Source organism: Pseudomonas sp. 15C, from assembly GCF_055484735.1.
Genome location: NZ_JBUDGD010000016.1, coordinates 72,043 through 89,538 on the forward strand (window position 1 = coordinate 72,043; position 17,496 = coordinate 89,538).

A 17,496-nucleotide genomic window follows, 5' to 3' on the forward strand; every position below is an offset into this window, starting at 1 on the left:
GCTGCTTTTTAATTCGGTTGTACCTATGAAAAGCACAAACAAAAACGCCCGGCCAAAGGGCCGGGCGCTTTTCTCAGGCAATCTTACTTATCGTCAGCTTCGCCCGGAACATTAGCGGTTTCGGCGCTGGTGCCTTCAACTTCTTCTTTCATGCGCTTGAGGCCCATGTGCCGCACGTCGGTGCCGCGGACCAGGTAGATCACCAGTTCCGAGATGTTGCGCGCGTGGTCGCCGATGCGCTCCAGCGAGCGCAGGACCCAGATGATGCTCAGAACCCGCGAGATAGAGCGCGGGTCTTCCATCATGTAGGTCGCCAGCTCGCGCAGGGCGGTTTTGTATTCGCGGTCGATGATCTTGTCGTACTGCGCCACCGACAAAGCCAGATCGGCGTCGAAACGCGCGAAAGCGTCCAGCGCATCGCGGACCATGTTGCGCACCTGGTCGCCGATGTGGCGAACCTCGACGTAACCGCGCGGCGCTTCGCCTTCCTCGCACAACTGGATGGCACGGCGGGCGATCTTGGTCGCTTCGTCGCCGATGCGCTCAAGGTCGATCACTGATTTGGAAATGCTGATGATCAGACGCAAGTCCGACGCGGCCGGCTGACGCCGAGCAAGAATGCGCAGGCATTCTTCGTCGATGTTGCGTTCCATCTGGTTGATCTGGTCGTCGATCTCGCGCACTTGCTGAGCCAGGCCGGAGTCGGCCTCGATCAGCGCCGTGACGGCGTCGTTGACCTGCTTCTCGACCAGCCCGCCCATGGCCAGCAGGTGGCTGCGCACTTCTTCCAGTTCGGCGTTGAACTGCGCGGAAATGTGATGGGTTAAACCTTCCTTCGAAATCATGATTTGCTCCGCAAAAGCCATGAGCTGCAAGCTACAAGCTGCAAGCTGATTTGTGTCGTACTCGAACCGCTCCTACTGGCCGCTTGAAGCTTGCGGCTTGCAGCTGTTCGGTCAGCCATAGCGACCGGTAATGTAGTCTTCGGTCTGCTTCTTCGCCGGATTGGTGAACAGGGTATCGGTGTCGCCGAATTCCACCAGTTTGCCCATGTACATGAACGCCGTGTAGTCGGACACCCGCGCCGCCTGCTGCATGTTGTGCGTGACGATGACGATGGTGAACTTGGATTTCAGCTCGTAGATCAGCTCTTCGACTTTCAGCGTCGAGATCGGGTCGAGGGCCGAGCACGGTTCGTCGAGCAGCAAAACTTCCGGTTCGACCGCGATGGTGCGAGCGATCACCAGACGCTGTTGCTGACCACCGGACAAGCCAAGCGCCGAGTCGTGCAGACGGTCTTTGACTTCGTCCCACAGGGCCGCGCCTTTCAACGCCCATTCAACGGCTTCGTCGAGGATGCGCTTCTTGTTGATGCCCTGGATGCGCAGGCCGTACACCACGTTTTCGTAGATGGTCTTCGGGAACGGGTTGGGCTTCTGGAACACCATGCCGACGCGACGACGCAGCTCGGCAACGTCTTCGCCCTTGCGATAGATGTTGTTGCCGTACAGGTTGATCGCGCCTTCAACGCGGCAGCCGTCAACCAGATCGTTCATGCGGTTGAAGGTGCGCAGCAAAGTCGACTTGCCGCAACCGGACGGGCCGATGAACGCGGTCACGCGCTGCTTCGGAATATTCATGCTGACGTCGAACAGCGCTTGCTTCTCGCCGTAGTACAGGCTCAGGCCGGGCACTTCGATGGCCACGGTTTCCTGTTCGAGATTCAGGCTCTGCTTGTCGCGGCCCAGGGCAGACATGTTGATGCCGTGGCTGTGTGTTTCGTGCTGCATGGGAGGCTCCCTGTGCTGACAAATTCGGTTTGTTGAACCGCAGGCCTAGCCAGCGGGTAACGCAAATTCAGTGTTGTCGCGGCACCTGTGGGAGCTGGCTTGCCAGCGATGCAGGCGACGCGGTGTTTCAGTTACACCGCGGTGATGCCATCGCTGGCAAGCCAGCTCCCACAGGGTTTGTGTTAACTATCCAGTGCTTTGTACTTTTCACGCAGGTGGTTGCGGATATACACCGCCGACAGGTTCAGCGTCGCGATCACCAGCACCAGCAACAGCGCCGTGGCGTACACCAGCGGTCGGGCCGCTTCGACGTTCGGGCTCTGGAAGCCGACGTCATAAATGTGGAAGCCCAGGTGCATGATCTTCTGGTCCAGGTGCAGGTACGGGTAGTTGCCATCCACCGGCAGCGACGGCGCCAGTTTCACCACACCCACCAGCATCAGCGGCGCCACTTCACCGGCGGCACGGGCCACGGCGAGGATCATGCCGGTCATCATGGCCGGGCTGGCCATCGGGATGACGATCTTCCACAGCGTTTCCGCCTTGGTCGCGCCCAGTGCCAGCGAACCTTCGCGCACGGTACGCGGGATCCGCGCCAGACCTTCTTCGGTCGCGACGATCACCACCGGCACTGCCAGCAGGGCCAGCGTCAGCGAGGCCCACAGCAGACCCGGTGTACCGAAGGTCGGCGCCGGCAGTGCTTCAGGGAAGAACAAGCGGTCGACCGAACCACCGAGCACGTAGACGAAGAAACCCAGACCGAACACGCCATAAACGATCGCCGGTACACCGGCAAGGTTGTTCACTGCGATACGAATCACACGCGTCAGGGTGTTCTGCTTGGCGTATTCGCGCAGGTACACCGCCGCCAGTACGCCGAACGGGGTCACGATCATCGCCATGATCAGGGTCATCATCACGGTGCCGAAGATCGCCGGGAAGATCCCGCCCTCGGTGTTCGCTTCACGCGGGTCATCCGAGAGGAATTCCCAGATCTTGCTGAAGTAGAAGCCGACCTTGGTGAACGTGCTCATGCCGTTTGGCTGGTAGGCATGCACGACTTTGCCCAGACCGATTTCGATTTCCTTGCCGTTGGCGTCACGGGCGGTCAAGGCGTCGCGGTTGAACTGTGCATGCAGATCGGACAGACGCGCTTCGATGTCTTTGTAGCGCGCGTCCAGCTCGGCGCGCTCGGACGCCATGTCCGCTTGCGCGGTGGCATCGAGCTTGCCTTCCAGCTCGAGTTTGCGACCGTGCAGACGGATGCGCTCAAGGCCGGCGTTGATCGCGCCGATGTCGGTTTTTTCCAGCGTTTTCAATTGAGCCGCGAGATCGTTGACCCGATCGATGCGCGCTTGCAGCTCAGGCCACGCGGCCTCGCCTTCGGCGATCACCTTGCCGTCCTGTTTAACGTTGACCAGGTAGCCGTAGAAATTGCCCCACTCGCGACGCTCGATCGCCATCAACTCCGGCGGCGTGGTCTGCTTGGTCAGCCAGTCGCCGACGATCCACGTGAAGTCGTTGCCGTTCAGGTCGCGGTTGCCGACCTTGACCAGCTCGCGGGTCATGAATTCCGGACCTTCGTCAGGCACCGGCAGGCCGGCACTCTTCAGACGGGCGCGAGGCACTTCTTCTTTCTGCACCACTTCGCCGACGATCAGGTGATTGGCCTGGCCGGGCACGTCGTAATGCGCGTGGATCAGGTCTGCCGGCCAGAAATGACCGAGACCGCGCACGGCAATCACTGCCAACAGGCCAATGGTCATGATGACCGCGATGGACACCGCGCCACCGCTGATCCAGACGCCTGGGGCGCCGCTCTTGAACCATCCTTTCAGGGAGTTCTGTTTCACAGACTTCTACCTTTGCTTAAAGCGACGAGTATTTCTTGCGCAGACGCTGACGAATCAGTTCTGCCAGGGTGTTCATGACGAAGGTGAACAACAGCAGCACCAGCGCCGAGAGGAACAGCACGCGGTAGTGGCTGCCGCCGACTTCCGACTCAGGCATTTCCACTGCAACGTTGGCGGCCAGGGTGCGCAGGCCTTCGAACAGGTTCATTTCCATGACCGGGGTGTTACCGGTGGCCATCAGCACGATCATGGTTTCACCGACTGCGCGGCCCATGCCGATCATCAGCGCCGAGAAGATCCCCGGGCTGGCGGTGAGGATGACCACGCGGGTCATGGTCTGCCACGGTGTAGCACCGAGGGCCAGCGAACCGAGGGTCAAGCCACGCGGCACGCTGAACACGGCGTCTTCGGCGATCGAGTAGATGTTCGGGATCACCGCGAAACCCATGGCCAGACCGACCACCAGTGCGTTGCGCTGGTCGTAGGTGATGCCCAGGTCGTGGGAGATCCACATGCGCATGTCGCCGCCGAAGAACCAGTTCTCCATGAACGGGCTCATGTACAGCGACAGCCAGCCCACGAACAGGATCACCGGAATCAGCAGTGCACTTTCCCAGCCGTCCGGGACTTTCAGGCGGATCGACTCAGGCAGGCGGCTGAAAGTGAAACCGGCGACGAGGATGCCGATCGGCAACAGCATCAGCAGGCTGAAGATGCCCGGCAGATGCCCCTCCACATATGGCGCGAGGAACAGACCGGCGAAGAAACCGAGGATCACCGTCGGCATCGCTTCCATCAGTTCGATCACCGGCTTGACCTTGCGGCGCATGCCCGGGGCCATGAAGTACGCGGTGTAGATCGCTGCGGCAACGGCCAGTGGCGCGGCCAGCAGCATCGCGTAGAACGCGGCTTTCAAGGTGCCGAAGGTCAGTGGTGACAGGCTCAGTTTCGGCTCGAAATCGGTGTTGGCGGCAGTCGACTGCCAGACGTACTTGGGCTCGTCGTAGTTCTCGTACCAGACCTTGCTCCACAGCGCGCTCCACGATACTTCCGGGTGCGGGTTGTCGAGCAGCAACGGTTGCAGCTTGCCGCCGGCTTCGACGATCACCCGGTTGGCGCGCGGCGACAGACCGAACAGGCCCTGGCCGTCGACAACCTGATCGACCAGCAGCGTGCGGTGCGCGGTGCTGTGGAACACCCCAAGCTTGCCGCTGGCGTCGAGGGCGAGGAAGCCTTTGCGGCGTTCTTCAGCGGCGATTTCAACGATGGGTGTGGTGCCCATCTGGAACGTGCGAATCTGCTTCAGGCGCTGCTCGCCATCGGTGTCACGGGCCATGAACCACTGGGCCAGACCGCCCTTGGAGTCGCCGATGATCAGCGAGATACCACCAACCAGTTGCGTGGTCGCGGTGACTTCGGCGTCAGCATTCTCCAGCAGCTTGTAGCGACCGTTGAGGCTCTTGTCGCGCAGACTGAAGACATCGGCCTGAGCGCGACCGTTGACCACGTACAGCCACTGCTGACGCGGGTCGACGAAGATGTTTTTCACCGGCTCAGTCATCTGCGGCAGATCGATACGCTGCTGCTCGTTGGTGACTTCGCCGGTCATCAGGTTCTCTTCGCTGGTCAGCGACAGAACATTGAGTTGCGAACCGGTAGAGCCGACCAGCATCAGGGTCGTATCGGTGGCATTGAGGCTGACATGCTCCAGCGCACCACCACTTTCGTTCAGCGCAATCGGCGTCTCACCGTACGGGAACTCGATGGCCGGCGTGATGGTTTTCTTGCCATCGGGGTAGCTGACTTTGTAGGTGTGACGGAACACCAGCGCCTGACCATTGGACAGGCCCACGGCCACCAGCGGATGACCCGGCTGGTCTTCACCAATGGACGTCACGCTGGCGCCGGCCGGCACTGGCAGATCGACGCGCTTGAGTTCAGCGCCACTGTCGATATCGAAGAACAACGCCTGCCCCTTGTCGGAGACGCGCATCGCCACCTGATTCTGCTCTTCGAGCGAGATCATCAGCGGCTTGCCGGCGTCCTGCATCCAGGCCGGGGTGATCGAGTCTTTCGCGGTCAGGTCGGCACCTTGAAACAATGGCGCAACCACGTAAGCGAGGAAGAAAAAGATCAGGGTGATGGCCGCGAGCACCGCGAGGCCGCCAACGAGGACGTACCAACGGGTGAAGCGATCCTTGAGCGCGCGAATGCGGCGCTTGCGTTGCAGCTCAGGCGTATTGAAATCAATGCGCTTGGGAGGGGAAGTCGTAGTCATTGGGGAATTGGCCAGATCATTCATGCGCACACCCTAGCGATCCTGTATGACAGAAAGATGACAATGCAGTGACGCAGCAAATCCGCCACCCGGAAGGCCCGGCAGCGGAGTCGAAAATTTGGTAATTGTGGGAGCGAGCCTGCTCACTCCCACAAAGAGTCCGGCGTTACGCCGGGCTCGATTTGTTACTGCTTGGCGACAGAGCCGCCTTCCTGCAGACCGAGGTCAGCCAGTGCTTTGGCAGCAACCTTGGCTGGCAGCGGGATGTAGCCGTCTTTCACAACCACTTCCTGGCCCTGCTTCGACAGCACCAGTTTGACGAACTCGGCTTCCAGCGGGGCCAGAGGCTTGTTCGGGGCTTTGTTGACGTATACGTAGAGGAAACGCGAGAGCGGGTACTTGCCGTTCAGGGCGTTTTCTTCGGTGTCTTCGATGAACTCGCCGCCTTCTTTCTTGGCCAGGGCCACGGTTTTCACGCTGGCGGTCTTGTAGCCGATACCCGAGTAGCCAACGCCGTTAAGCGAGCTGCTGATAGACTGCACCACCGACGCCGAACCTGGTTGTTCGTTGACGTTTGGCTTGTAGTCGCCTTTGCACAGGGCTTCTTCCTTGAAGTAGCCATAGGTGCCGGATACCGAGTTGCGGCCGAACAGTTGCACTGGCTTGTTGGCCAGGTCGCCGGTCACACCGAGGTCGCCCCAGGTCTTGACGTCAGCCTTGGCACCGCACAGGCGTGTCGAGGAGAAAATCGCATCGACCTGAGCCATGGTCAGGTGCTTGATCGGGTTGTCCTTGTGCACGAACACGGCCAGCGCATCCACGGCTACCGGGATGGCAGTCGGCTTGTAGCCGTACTTCTGCTCGAAAGCCTGCAGCTCGTTGTCCTTCATCTTGCGGCTCATCGGGCCCAGGTTGGCGGTGCCTTCGGTGAGTGCAGGTGGCGCGGTAGAAGAACCGGCGGCCTGAATCTGGATGTTGACGTTCGGGTATTCTTTTTTGTAGTTCTCGGCCCACAGGGTCATGAGGTTGGCCAGGGTATCGGAACCGACGCTGGACAGGTTGCCCGACACACCAGTGGTCTTGGTGTAGCTCGGGATAGCAGGGTCAACAGCGGCAACCGCGTTGGCAGTCGCAACGCCAGCAGCGACAAAAGTCATTGCCGCCATCAAACGCTTCAGTTTCATGCCTTACTCCTAGCAGATAGGGTGTGTTAAGTCGGGGCCAAGTATCAGCAGGCCGTGTGAACACTCTATGGCTGAAATATGACAATTGGATGAAAGGCCAGTATTGCCGCCAGCAAATAAGAAGAAACGTTTGGCGAGTTGACAAATCACTATCAGAATATAGCCTTGTCAACCACGAGAGGCCCCTATGATAAACGACCGTATTCGCCGCGCGCGCCTGCAAAGTGGCCTCACCCTTGAGGCTCTGGCCGATCAGCTTGGCGATATAACCAAACAAGCCTTGAGCAAATATGAAAAAGGGTTGAGCACTCCAAGCTCGACTCGCCTGTTGCAATTGGCCAAGGCGCTGCAGGTCAGCCCGGAGTATTTCTTCCGCGCGGATGCAATTCCGCTTGCGCCGTTGGAATTTCGAAAGCTGGCCAAGATGCCTAAATACCGCCAGGCACAAGTCGAAGAGAAAATCCGCGAACACCTCGAGCGCTACATAGCGCTCGAGGAATGTTTCAATCCTGCCGAAATATATACCCCGGCCACTCCTGCGCAAATGATCCCGGTGTCTTGCCTCGATGAAGCCGAGCAAGCGGCTGAAGAGCTTCGCCAGGTCTGGGGAATCGGCAGCGACCCGATTGCCAACCTCACCGAGCAACTGGAGGAGCACAGCATCAAGGTAGCGATGCTCAAAGGTCCTGATGATTTCGATGGAGCCTGTGCTGCCACCGGTAACGGCGAGCATGTGTTGATTGCATTGAATGCCAATCGACCAGGCGAACGCATCAGGTTTACTGCCGCTCACGAACTCGGTCACTGGGTCATGGCATTACCTGAGGACATGCCCGAGAAAGACAAGGAAAATTGCTGCCATCGATTTGCCGGGGCCTTCCTCTATCCGGCAAAAGGCGTCACCAGTGATTTCGGCAGCCATCCTCGCTCCAGAGTTCACCCAAGAGAACTGCTGATTGCCAAGCGCCAATACGGCATATCGATGCATGCGGCGCTCAGACGCCTGAAGGATCTGAAGCTGCTCAGCGAAAGTGGCTATAAGTCACTGACCATCCAGTTCAGTGCAAACGGCTGGCGCAAGTCGGAACCCGAACCTCTGCCATGCAAGCCGCCACAACGATTTGAGTCCCTGGCATTCTGGGCGCTGGCCGAAGGACTGATCAGCAAATCCAGAGCTGCTGAACTCCTGCGCAAGCCGGTGAGCGCATTGGACCCTAATTTCCTGGGTTCACTGGAGAATGCATGAGTCTGATCTACATCAGCGATACGAATATCTGGATCGACTTTAGAAATGCCGGACTACTGGAGCAAATGTTCCAACTGCCCTTCACCCTTTGTTGTACCGACTTCGTAATGCAAGAGCTCGCCGACTTCCCACATGAAGAACTGCTCAAGCGAGGATTGAGCGTCGAGTCATTTGATGAATCTGGTGTGATCAAACTTTTCGGGTTGAAAATCGAGCACAACAACAGCTCACTGGCGGACGTGTCTTGCTACTTGCTGGCGCAGGAAACAGGACGGCCGCTCTTGACTGGAGATGGCAGGTTACGGCGGCAGGCACAACGCGATGGGCTGCGGGTACACGGTGCACTTTGGTTACTGGATCTTATGGTTGAGCATAAAGTGATCAACGAACAGCACGCAGCAAATGCCTTGGACCACATGCTTGAGCACGGCGCCCGACTACCGGCTGGCGAGTGCGAAGCAAGGCTCTCGCGCTGGCGAGAGCCTTACGTAATCTGAAGTACAGATCAGCGCCCCTTTTTCCACAGCCACGCACCTACAAGAATCCCCATCCCGCACAGCACCGCCACGTAATAAGCAGGCCCCATCGCGCTTTCCTTGAGCAGCAGACTCACCACCATCGGTGTCAAGCCGCCAAAGATCGCGTACGCGACGTTGTAGGAGAACGACAAGCCGCTGAAGCGCACCACCGGCGGGAACGCCTTGACCATCACATACGGCACCGCACCGATGGTGCCGACCAGCAGACCGGTCAATGCGTACAGCGGGAACAGCCAGTCCGGGTGGTCGGCGAGGCTGTGATAGAAAGTCCACGAGCTGATCAGCAGGCCGAGGCAGCCGAAAACGAAAACGCGACCGGCACCGAAGCGATCGGCCAGTGCGCCAGCACCGATGCAACCCAGGCTGAGGAAGACGATGGCCAGGCTGTTGGCCTGCAACGCGGTGGTTGGCGAGAAGTGATAGACCGTTTGCAGCACGGTCGGGGTCATCAGGATCACCACGACCACGCCGGCCGACAGCAACCAGGTCAGCAGCATCGAAATCGCGATCGCGCCGCGGTGATCACGCAGCACCGCGCGCAGCGGTACTTCTTCGGCCAGTGCCTTGCGCTGCTGCAGCTCGGCGAACACCGGGGTTTCGTGCAGCCAGCGGCGCAGGTACACGGAGAACAGGCCGAACACACCGCCCAGCAGGAACGGGATCCGCCATGCGTAGTCGGAGACTTCCGCCGGCGTATAAATGCTGTTGATCGCCGTGGCGACCAGCGAGCCGAGCAGAATACCGGCAGTCAAGCCGCTGGTGAGCGTGCCGCAGGCGTAGCCGATGTGTTTTTGCGGGACGTGTTCGGAAACGAAGACCCACGCCCCCGGCACTTCCCCGCCGATCGCCGCGCCCTGAATGACGCGCATCAACAACAGCAGGATCGGTGCCCAGATGCCGATCTGCGCATACGTTGGCAACAGGCCCATGATCAGGGTCGGCACGGCCATCATGAAAATGCTCAGGGTGAACATCTTCTTGCGCCCCAGCAGGTCGCCGAAGTGCGCCATGACGATGCCGCCCAGCGGCCGGGCGAGGTAGCCGGCAGCGAAGATGCCGAACGTCTGCATCAGCCGCAGCCACTCGGGCATGTCGGCCGGGAAGAACAGCTTGCCGACCACGGTGGCGAAGAATACGAAGATGATGAAATCGTAAAATTCCAGCGCCCCGCCAAGGGCGGACAGCGACAGGGTCTTGTAGTCATTGCGGGTCAACGGTCGTGCGGGTTGCTCGGGCTGCGCGAGGCTCGAAGGCGCTGTGGTCATGGCAAGGGCTTCTCTTATAGTCGAATCTGTCGCCACAACAACGCTGGCGGTGGCTCGGACAGGTTCGGCACCATAGCAAATTGTTCGAAAAAGCACATAGAGGCGCGTAATTGACGGTCGAAATCAGAACCGGACGGTCGTCGTGGAGTCTACCGACCGATATACTCGCCACCTGCGCAGGTTTTGTAAGAGGTTGCTGTGCGAAAACGTTGTTGGCCCGCCCTTTGCTCGGGATTTAGCCTTTTTCGCAGAGTTTCCCTTTAGGCGCCTGATGGAAAACGTGACGAACGCAGTGTGTTCGGTGTTGAATCGTTTTTCCCGAAGACGGCTACCACCCGCAATACCCACGAAGAGTCACGGGTCAGAGGCCCCTCGGCATGATAGAGCTCGAACAAGAAGATCCGATCCCACAGGGCGACCTGGCCCTGCAAATCACCGCGCTCCCGCGCGAAACCAACGGCTTTGGCGATATTTTCGGCGGCTGGCTGGTCGCGCAGATGGACCTGGCTGGCACCGCCATGGCCAGTCGCGTCGCCGGCGGCCGTGTCGCCACGGTAGCGATCGACCGCATGGCGTTTCTGGTGCCGGTGGCCGTTGGCGCGCAGTTGTCCTTTTATACCCAGACCCTGGAAATCGGCCGCAGCTCGATCCAGATGATGGTCGAAGTGTGGAGCGATGACCCACTGTCCAGCGAATGGCGCAAGGTCACCGAAGCGGTCTTCGTCTTCGTCGCCATCGACGGCAGCGGTCGCACCCGTTCGGTGCCGCCACGCGCGCGTTAAACCTCGCGGCCGTTTTGCGGTCGATAGTCGTCCCCAGTGTCTGATCGAGAGTTGCCCATGAACACGCCCAACGTTGAAGCCGTGAAACAGGATGAACTGAACTGCTGGCGCATCCGCCACGGCAAGGCCGAAGTGCTGGTGGCCCAGCAAGGCGCGCACATCCTCAGTTACCAGGTCGACGGCCAGCCGCCGATCATCTGGCTCAACGACAAGGCCGACTTCAAGACTGGCAAGAGCATCCGTGCCGGCGTACCGGTGTGCTGGCCGTGGTTCGGCAAGTTCGAACGCAACCCGCAGAGCGTGCAGGCCATGTACACCGGCGCACAGCCGGCCCCCGCGCACGGTCTGGTGCGGGCGATGGATTGGGAACTGGGCGGCATCGAGTCGGAGGCTGACGGCGTCAAGGTCGAGTTCAAACTGCCCTACCCGGAAGGTGGCCTGCCGGGCTGGCCCCACGAAGTCGATCTGACCCTGACTTTGCATCTGGCAGATCAGTTGAGCTACAGCCTGACCAGCCACAACCACGGCACCGACAGCGTGACCCTCAGCCAGGCGCTGCACACGTATTTCGCCGTCAGTGACGTGCGTAACGTGCAGGTCGACGGTGTCGCCGGGCTGGATTACATCGAGACCCTGGACGACTGGAACATTGCCAGCCAGCAAGGCGATCTGCAGTTTGCCGGCGAAACCGACCGCATCTACCTCGACGCGCCGCCGCAACTGAGCATTGTCGATCCGACCCGGGAACGACGCATCGAGCTGACCTCGACGGGTTCGCGCACGGCGGTGATCTGGAACCCGTGGATCGACCGCGCCGCCGCATTGCCGGACATGGACAACGATGGCTGGCAGCGCATGCTGTGCATCGAGACCGCGAATGTGATGGATGACATCGTCACCCTCGCACCGGGGGCGAGCCATACGATGGGTGTCAGCGTCGCCGCGACACCGCTCTAAGCTACACCGCTATACGAAATGTGGGAGCCAGCCTGCTGGCGATGGCGTTGTGTCAGGCAACGGAAAAGTCTCTGACAGACCGCTATCGCCAGCAGGCTGGCTCCCACAGTTGGTTTGGGGTGGCTGTTAGAGATCAGCTTCCTGCACCACCCGCACCTTGTCCGCCTCCAGCGCATACGCCGCATCGGCCAGGTCGTTGCTGACCTTCTCGATTTTCAGCGTGCCGGTCACCCACAACGGCGTGTAGATATCGTCCAGCTTCAAACCCTTCGGATAACGCACCAGCACCAGCTGATTCGGCGGCGGTGGCGGCACGTGGATGCACGCGCCCGGATACGGCACGAGGAAAAACAGCGTGCTGCGGCCCTTGGCGTCGGACTCCAGCGGCACCGGGTAACCCCCGATGCGGATGTGCTTGTCATTCATCGACGCCACGGTTTTGGTCGAGTACATCACCGCCGGCAGACCTTTGGCCTGCTTCATTCCGCCCTTCTCGGTGAAGGTGCCGGTGGCTTCCGGGGTGTTGTGGTCGATTTCAGGCATGGCCTCGAGGGCTTTCTGATCCGACTTGGGCATCAGTTCGAGCCAGTCGGTTTCCGGCAGTTCGCCGGCGTGGGCCAAACCGCTGCCCAGCAAGAGGAGAGTCAACAAAAGACGGCGCATGAAGGTGCTCGGCATAGAAAGGAAGGAACGTTGAATCGCCGAGCATTCTAGCCCTCCCGGCCAGTTTGGCAGAGAGGGCTTTGTCGCTTTGGATCAGTTCTTTTTGATCAGGCCGTAGATCACCAGCAGCACGATCGCACCAACCAGCGCACCGATGAAACCGGCACCCTCGCCCGCCTGATAAATGCCCAGAGCCTGGCCGCCATAAGTGGCCGCCAGCGAACCGCCGATACCGAGCAGGATGGTCATGATCCAGCCCATGCTGTCATTGCCCGGTTTCAGGAACCGCGCGAGCAGGCCGACGATCAAGCCGATAAAGATGGTTCCGATAATTCCCATGACATTTCCCTCTGATTTGGTAGATATGCGAAAGCCTAGTCAGAGTTTCGCATCCTGCCATGAGAGAACGGCGGTCCCTGAATGGTTCCGCCGTTGTCACATGAAACTGCCGTTACTCGGCAATCAGCGCTTGAACCTTGACGATCTGCGCCTGCAGCGTAGCCATGTCGGCGCAACGCAGGTTGGCGTGACCGACCTTGCGTCCGGCCTTGAAGGCTTTGCCGTAGTGATGCAGGTGGCAGTCTTCAATGGCGATGACCTTCTCCACTGGCGGAACCACGCCGATGAAATTCAGCATGGCGCTCTCGCCGACCTTGGCGGTCGAACCCAGCGGCAGGCCGGCAACGGCGCGCAGATGGTTTTCGAACTGGCTGCACTCGGCGCCTTCGGTGGTCCAGTGCCCGGAGTTGTGCACGCGCGGGGCGATTTCGTTGGCCTTGAGGCCACCGTCGACCTCAAAGAATTCGAACGCCATTACGCCGACGTAATCGAGCTGCTTGAGCACGCGGCTGGAATAGTCTTCCGCCAGTGCCTGCAACGGATGATCGGTGCTGGCCACCGACAATTTGAGAATGCCGCTGTCGTGGGTGTTGTGCACCAGCGGATAGAACTTCGTCTCGCCATCGCGAGCGCGCACGGCGATCAGCGAGACTTCACCGGTGAACGGCACGAAGCCTTCGAGCAGGCAGGCGACGCTGCCCAGCTCGGCGAACGTACCGACCACGTCTTGCGACGTGCGCAGGACTTTCTGGCCCTTGCCGTCATAACCCAGGGTGCGGGTTTTCAGCACGGCCGGCAGACCGATCGCAGCAACAGCGGCGTCCAGATCGGCTTGCGACTGGATGTCGGCGAAGGCCGGGGTCGGAATCCCCAGATCCTTGAACATGCTCTTTTCGAACCAGCGGTCGCGAGCGATGCGCAGGGCTTCGGCACTCGGGTAGACCGGCACGAATTGCGAGAGGAACGCCACGGTTTCGGCCGGGACACTTTCGAATTCGAAGGTCACCAGATCGACTTCATCGGCCAGTTGGCGCAGATGATCCTGATCGCCGTAATCGGCCCGCAGGTGTTCGCCCAACGCGGCGGCACAGGCGTCCGGCGCAGGGTCGAGAAAAGCGAAGTTCATCCCCAGCGGAGTACCCGCCAGGGCCAACATGCGACCCAACTGGCCGCCACCGATTACACCGATCTTCATCTCAACAACCTCAGGCAATACGTGGATCTGGATTGTCCAGGACGCTGTCTGTCTGCTCGGCACGGAAGGTTTTCAGTACCGCGTGGAACTGCGGATGCTTGGCGCCGAGAATGCTCGCCGAGAGCAGGGCGGCGTTGATCGCGCCGGCCTTGCCGATGGCCAGGGTGGCGACCGGAATGCCCGCCGGCATCTGCACGATCGACAGCAGCGAATCGACGCCCGAGAGCATGGCCGACTGGACCGGCACGCCCAGCACCGGCAGGTGGGTCTTGGCCGCGCACATGCCCGGCAAGTGGGCAGCGCCACCGGCACCGGCAATGATTACCTCGATGCCACGGCCTTCAGCCTCTTCGGCGTACTGGAACAGCAGATCCGGGGTGCGGTGGGCAGAGACCACTTTGACCTCGTACGGGATGCCGAGCTTTTCCAGCATATCGGCGGTGTGGCTAAGGGTGGACCAATCGGACTTGGAGCCCATGATCACGCCAACCAGTGCACTCATCGTCGCGCCTCTTCTCTCAGGAGCGCCCGCAGGCGCGTCATAAAACAACAAGCCACGCAGGTTGCGTGGCTTGATTGTACGAAAAATGGCCGGACGTGCCGGCCGAAGGCCGCGCAGTATACCGCAAAGAAAGCAATAAGCAGCCCCCTGCGCGACCATCTGTCTTCTGCCGCAAAAGCCCGGTTTTGTTGACCTTAAGGTCAGCGACAGAACACTGTAAATCCCCTGTAGGAGAGAGCCTGCTCGCGATAGCGGTGGATCAGTCTCATCAACATTGAATGTGCAGACGCAATCGCGAGCAGGCTCACTCCTACAGGGGTTTGTGGTGGGTCAGGAGGATTGTGCAGCGCCGCCTTCGAGCTTGCGCCACAGCAATCGCACGTTGGCCTTGCGCACCAGGGCGCAGCGATACAGGCGAATCTCCAGCGGCACATGCCATTGCGGACCGCCGCAGACCACCAGTTCGCCACGGGCCAACTCGGCGCGCACGCTCAATTGTGGCACCCAGGCGATCCCGAGGCCTTCCAGCGCCATGCTTTTCAGGCTGTCGGCCATGGCGGTTTCGTAGATCGTGGTGAAGCGCAACTGGCGCTGGCGCAGCAGACCGTTCACCGAACGCCCGAGGAACGCCCCGGCGCTGTAGGCCAGCAGCGGCACGCTTGCCTCGCCCTCCAGGTCGAACAACGGCTTGCCCTCGCCGTCCGCCGCGCACACCGGGAGCATTTCGGTCTGGCCCAGATGCAGCGAAGGGAAGATTTCCGGGTCCATCTGCATCGCCGAATCCGGGTCGTAAAACGCCAGCATCAGATCGCAACCGCCCTCGCGCAAGGCGTGCACCGCGTCGCCGACGTTGGTCGCCACCAGCCGCGTGGCGATGTTCAAGCCGTCATTGCGCAATTGCGCGATCCAGCGCGGGAAAAAACCCAGCGCCAGCGAGTGCGCCGCCGCCACCTGCATGACTTCGCCCTGCCCGCCTTCCAGATGATGCAGATGGCGCAGCACTTCGCCGAGCTGTTCAACCACGGTGCGTGCGGTCACTAGAAACAGCTGCCCCGCCGCCGTCAGCTCGACCGGCGTGCGCGAGCGATTGACCAGCGTCAGGCCCAGTGCAGCTTCAAGGCTGCGGATCCGCCGACTGAACGCCGGCTGGGTCACGAAACGCCGTTCTGCCGCCTGCGAGAAGCTGCGGGTGGCGGCCAGAGCACTGAAGTCCTCGAGCCATTTGCTTTCCAGATTCATCACGTCCTCCCGGACACGCACCAAAACAGGTCACACGTCTGCCGCACCAGCGGCGTCACATGGTCATTATGCCGAATGTGCATAGGCCAGCGCTTAACAGCATTGGCCCAAAATTTCCTGCAAGCCTAGCATTCGCAGCGTTCCGGCACAGACCGGGTCCTTATCGAGATGATTTCCATCATGTCCTCCGCTGCATCTTTCCGCACAGAAACCGACCTGCTTGGCGCCCTCGACGTACCGGCGCAAGCGTATTACGGCATCCAGACCCTGCGAGCGGTGAATAACTTCCGTCTCTCCGGCGTTCCGATTTCGCATTACCCGAAACTGGTTGTGGGCCTGGCGATGGTCAAACAGGCCGCCGCTGACGCCAACCGCGAGTTGGGTCACCTGAGCGAAGCCAAGCACGCTGCCATCAGCGAAGCCTGCGCCCGATTGATCCGCGGTGATTTCCACGAAGAGTTCGTGGTCGACATGATTCAAGGTGGCGCCGGTACGTCCACCAACATGAACGCCAACGAAGTGATCGCCAACATTGCGCTAGAGGCAATGGGTCACCAGAAAGGCGAGTACCAGTACCTGCACCCGAATGACGACGTGAACATGGCGCAGTCGACCAACGACGCCTACCCGACGGCCATTCGCCTGGGTCTGCTGCTCGGTCACGACACTCTGCTGGCGAGCCTCGACAGCTTGATCCAGGCCTTCGCGGCCAAGGGCAAAGAGTTCGATCACGTCCTGAAAATGGGCCGTACCCAACTGCAAGACGCCGTGCCGATGACCCTCGGCCAGGAATTCCGTGCCTTCGCCACCACCATGGGCGAAGACCTGGCCCGTCTGAAGACGCTGGCCCCGGAACTGCTCACCGAAGTGAACCTGGGCGGCACCGCGATCGGTACCGGCATCAACGCCGACCCGCGTTATCAAGCACTGGCGGTACAGCGTCTGGCGCTGATCAGCGGCCAACCGCTGGTGCCGGCGGCCGACCTGATCGAAGCGACTTCCGACATGGGCGCCTTCGTGCTGTTCTCCGGCATGCTCAAGCGCACCGCGGTCAAGCTGTCGAAGATCTGCAACGACCTGCGTCTGCTGTCCAGCGGCCCGCGCACCGGCATCAACGAAATCAACCTGCCGGCGCGTCAGCCAGGCAGCTCGATCATGCCTGGCAAGGTTAACCCGGTGATCCCGGAAGCGGTAAACCAGGTGGCGTTCCAGGTCATCGGTAACGACCTGGCGCTGACCATGGCCGCCGAAGGCGGCCAACTGCAACTGAACGTGATGGAACCGCTGATCGCCTTCAAGATCTTCGACTCGATCCGCCTGCTGCAACGCGCCATGGACATGCTGCGCGAGCACTGCATCGTCGGCATCACCGCCAACGAAGCGCGCTGCCGCGAACTGGTCGAACACTCGATCGGGCTGGTCACCGCACTGAACCCGTACATCGGCTACAAAAACGCCACGCGCATCGCCGGCCTCGCCCTTGAAAGCGGCCGCGGCGTGCTGGAACTGGTACGTGAAGAAGGCCTGCTCGACGAAGCCATGCTCGCCGACATCCTGCGTCCGGAAAACATGATTGCCCCGCGTCTGGTTCCGCTCAAAGCCTGAACCGACACGTAACTTGTAGCACCGCTCACCAGGTCGAGGGACTAGACACCTCTCACCTT

At 60.6% G+C, this 17,496-nt stretch carries 16 protein-coding genes; 5 read left to right on the forward strand and 11 right to left on the reverse strand.

Annotation, left to right across the window (positions count from 1 at the left end):
- Positions 1-83: 83 nt before the first annotated feature.
- The 5 genes from phoU to ACYYKW_RS11295 form a co-directional block, all read right to left on the reverse strand.
- Positions 84-845: a phosphate signaling complex protein PhoU gene (phoU, locus tag ACYYKW_RS11275; RefSeq protein ID WP_016772483.1), complete on the reverse strand. Its 762-nt coding sequence runs from the start codon at positions 843-845 to the stop codon at positions 84-86.
- Between the two features lie 111 nt (positions 846-956).
- On the reverse strand, positions 957-1,790 hold the full coding sequence (gene pstB, locus ACYYKW_RS11280; RefSeq protein ID WP_090287634.1) for a phosphate ABC transporter ATP-binding protein PstB: 834 nt from the start codon (positions 1,788-1,790) through the stop codon (positions 957-959).
- 182 nt (positions 1,791-1,972) lie between these two features.
- Positions 1,973-3,643 carry a phosphate ABC transporter permease PstA gene (gene pstA / locus ACYYKW_RS11285; RefSeq protein ID WP_090287637.1) on the reverse strand — a complete coding sequence of 557 codons (1,671 nt, stop codon included), beginning with the start codon at positions 3,641-3,643 and terminating at the stop codon, positions 1,973-1,975.
- Positions 3,644-3,659: 16 nt separating this feature from the next.
- A complete protein-coding gene (locus tag ACYYKW_RS11290) occupies positions 3,660-5,693 on the reverse strand; it encodes an ABC transporter permease subunit (RefSeq protein ID WP_172833306.1) in 2,034 nt (677 codons plus the stop codon).
- A gap of 413 nt (positions 5,694-6,106) precedes the next feature.
- Positions 6,107-7,105: a phosphate ABC transporter substrate-binding protein PstS gene (locus ACYYKW_RS11295; protein WP_090287642.1), complete on the reverse strand. Its 999-nt coding sequence runs from the start codon at positions 7,103-7,105 to the stop codon at positions 6,107-6,109.
- Positions 7,106-7,292: 187 nt separating this feature from the next.
- Here ACYYKW_RS11295 and ACYYKW_RS11300 point away from each other — a divergent pair, with 187 nt between their 5' ends.
- Entirely contained in the window at positions 7,293-8,351 is a 1,059-nt protein-coding gene (locus ACYYKW_RS11300) for a helix-turn-helix domain-containing protein (RefSeq protein ID WP_464990139.1), read from the forward strand.
- Positions 8,348-8,848 (forward strand): PIN domain-containing protein, encoded by a 501-nt coding sequence (locus ACYYKW_RS11305; protein ID WP_093096786.1) that lies wholly within the window; start codon positions 8,348-8,350, stop codon positions 8,846-8,848. The genes ACYYKW_RS11300 and ACYYKW_RS11305 overlap by 4 nt, the downstream gene beginning before the upstream one ends.
- 8 nt (positions 8,849-8,856) lie before the next feature.
- On the opposite strand, the gene ACYYKW_RS11310 is transcribed toward ACYYKW_RS11305, so the two are convergent.
- Positions 8,857-10,155, reverse strand: coding sequence for an MFS transporter (locus tag ACYYKW_RS11310; RefSeq protein WP_093096782.1), 1,299 nt, complete (start codon positions 10,153-10,155; stop codon positions 8,857-8,859).
- 377 nt (positions 10,156-10,532) lie between these two features.
- Between ACYYKW_RS11310 and ACYYKW_RS11315 the strand changes: the two genes are divergently transcribed.
- Both ACYYKW_RS11315 and ACYYKW_RS11320 read left to right on the forward strand, forming a co-directional pair.
- A complete protein-coding gene (locus ACYYKW_RS11315; protein ID WP_003229628.1) occupies positions 10,533-10,937 on the forward strand; it encodes an acyl-CoA thioesterase in 405 nt (134 codons plus the stop codon).
- A 57-nt stretch (positions 10,938-10,994) separates the two neighbouring features.
- Positions 10,995-11,894 carry a D-hexose-6-phosphate mutarotase gene (locus tag ACYYKW_RS11320; RefSeq protein ID WP_464990140.1) on the forward strand — a complete coding sequence of 300 codons (900 nt, stop codon included), beginning with the start codon at positions 10,995-10,997 and terminating at the stop codon, positions 11,892-11,894.
- Between the two features lie 126 nt (positions 11,895-12,020).
- Here the strand turns inward: ACYYKW_RS11320 and ACYYKW_RS11325 are convergent, their stop codons facing one another.
- From ACYYKW_RS11325 to ACYYKW_RS11345, 5 genes are all read right to left on the reverse strand, one after another.
- The gene (locus ACYYKW_RS11325) at positions 12,021-12,557 is read right to left on the reverse strand and encodes a DUF3299 domain-containing protein (protein WP_090288674.1); all 537 of its coding nucleotides are present in this window, start codon (positions 12,555-12,557) and stop codon (positions 12,021-12,023) included.
- 93 nt (positions 12,558-12,650) lie between these two features.
- Positions 12,651-12,896 carry a GlsB/YeaQ/YmgE family stress response membrane protein gene (locus ACYYKW_RS11330; RefSeq protein ID WP_090287652.1) on the reverse strand — a complete coding sequence of 82 codons (246 nt, stop codon included), beginning with the start codon at positions 12,894-12,896 and terminating at the stop codon, positions 12,651-12,653.
- Between the two features lie 112 nt (positions 12,897-13,008).
- Complete coding sequence (locus ACYYKW_RS11335; RefSeq protein ID WP_464990141.1) at positions 13,009-14,091, reverse strand: 5-(carboxyamino)imidazole ribonucleotide synthase; 1,083 nt, start codon at positions 14,089-14,091, stop codon at positions 13,009-13,011.
- A gap of 10 nt (positions 14,092-14,101) precedes the next feature.
- Positions 14,102-14,593 carry a 5-(carboxyamino)imidazole ribonucleotide mutase gene (gene purE / locus ACYYKW_RS11340; RefSeq protein WP_007954291.1) on the reverse strand — a complete coding sequence of 164 codons (492 nt, stop codon included), beginning with the start codon at positions 14,591-14,593 and terminating at the stop codon, positions 14,102-14,104.
- Between the two features lie 330 nt (positions 14,594-14,923).
- The gene (locus ACYYKW_RS11345; protein ID WP_464990142.1) at positions 14,924-15,832 is read right to left on the reverse strand and encodes a LysR substrate-binding domain-containing protein; all 909 of its coding nucleotides are present in this window, start codon (positions 15,830-15,832) and stop codon (positions 14,924-14,926) included.
- 180 nt (positions 15,833-16,012) lie between these two features.
- Between ACYYKW_RS11345 and ACYYKW_RS11350 the strand changes: the two genes are divergently transcribed.
- Entirely contained in the window at positions 16,013-17,437 is a 1,425-nt protein-coding gene (locus ACYYKW_RS11350; protein WP_093096767.1) for an aspartate ammonia-lyase, read from the forward strand.
- Positions 17,438-17,496: the final 59 nt, after the last annotated feature.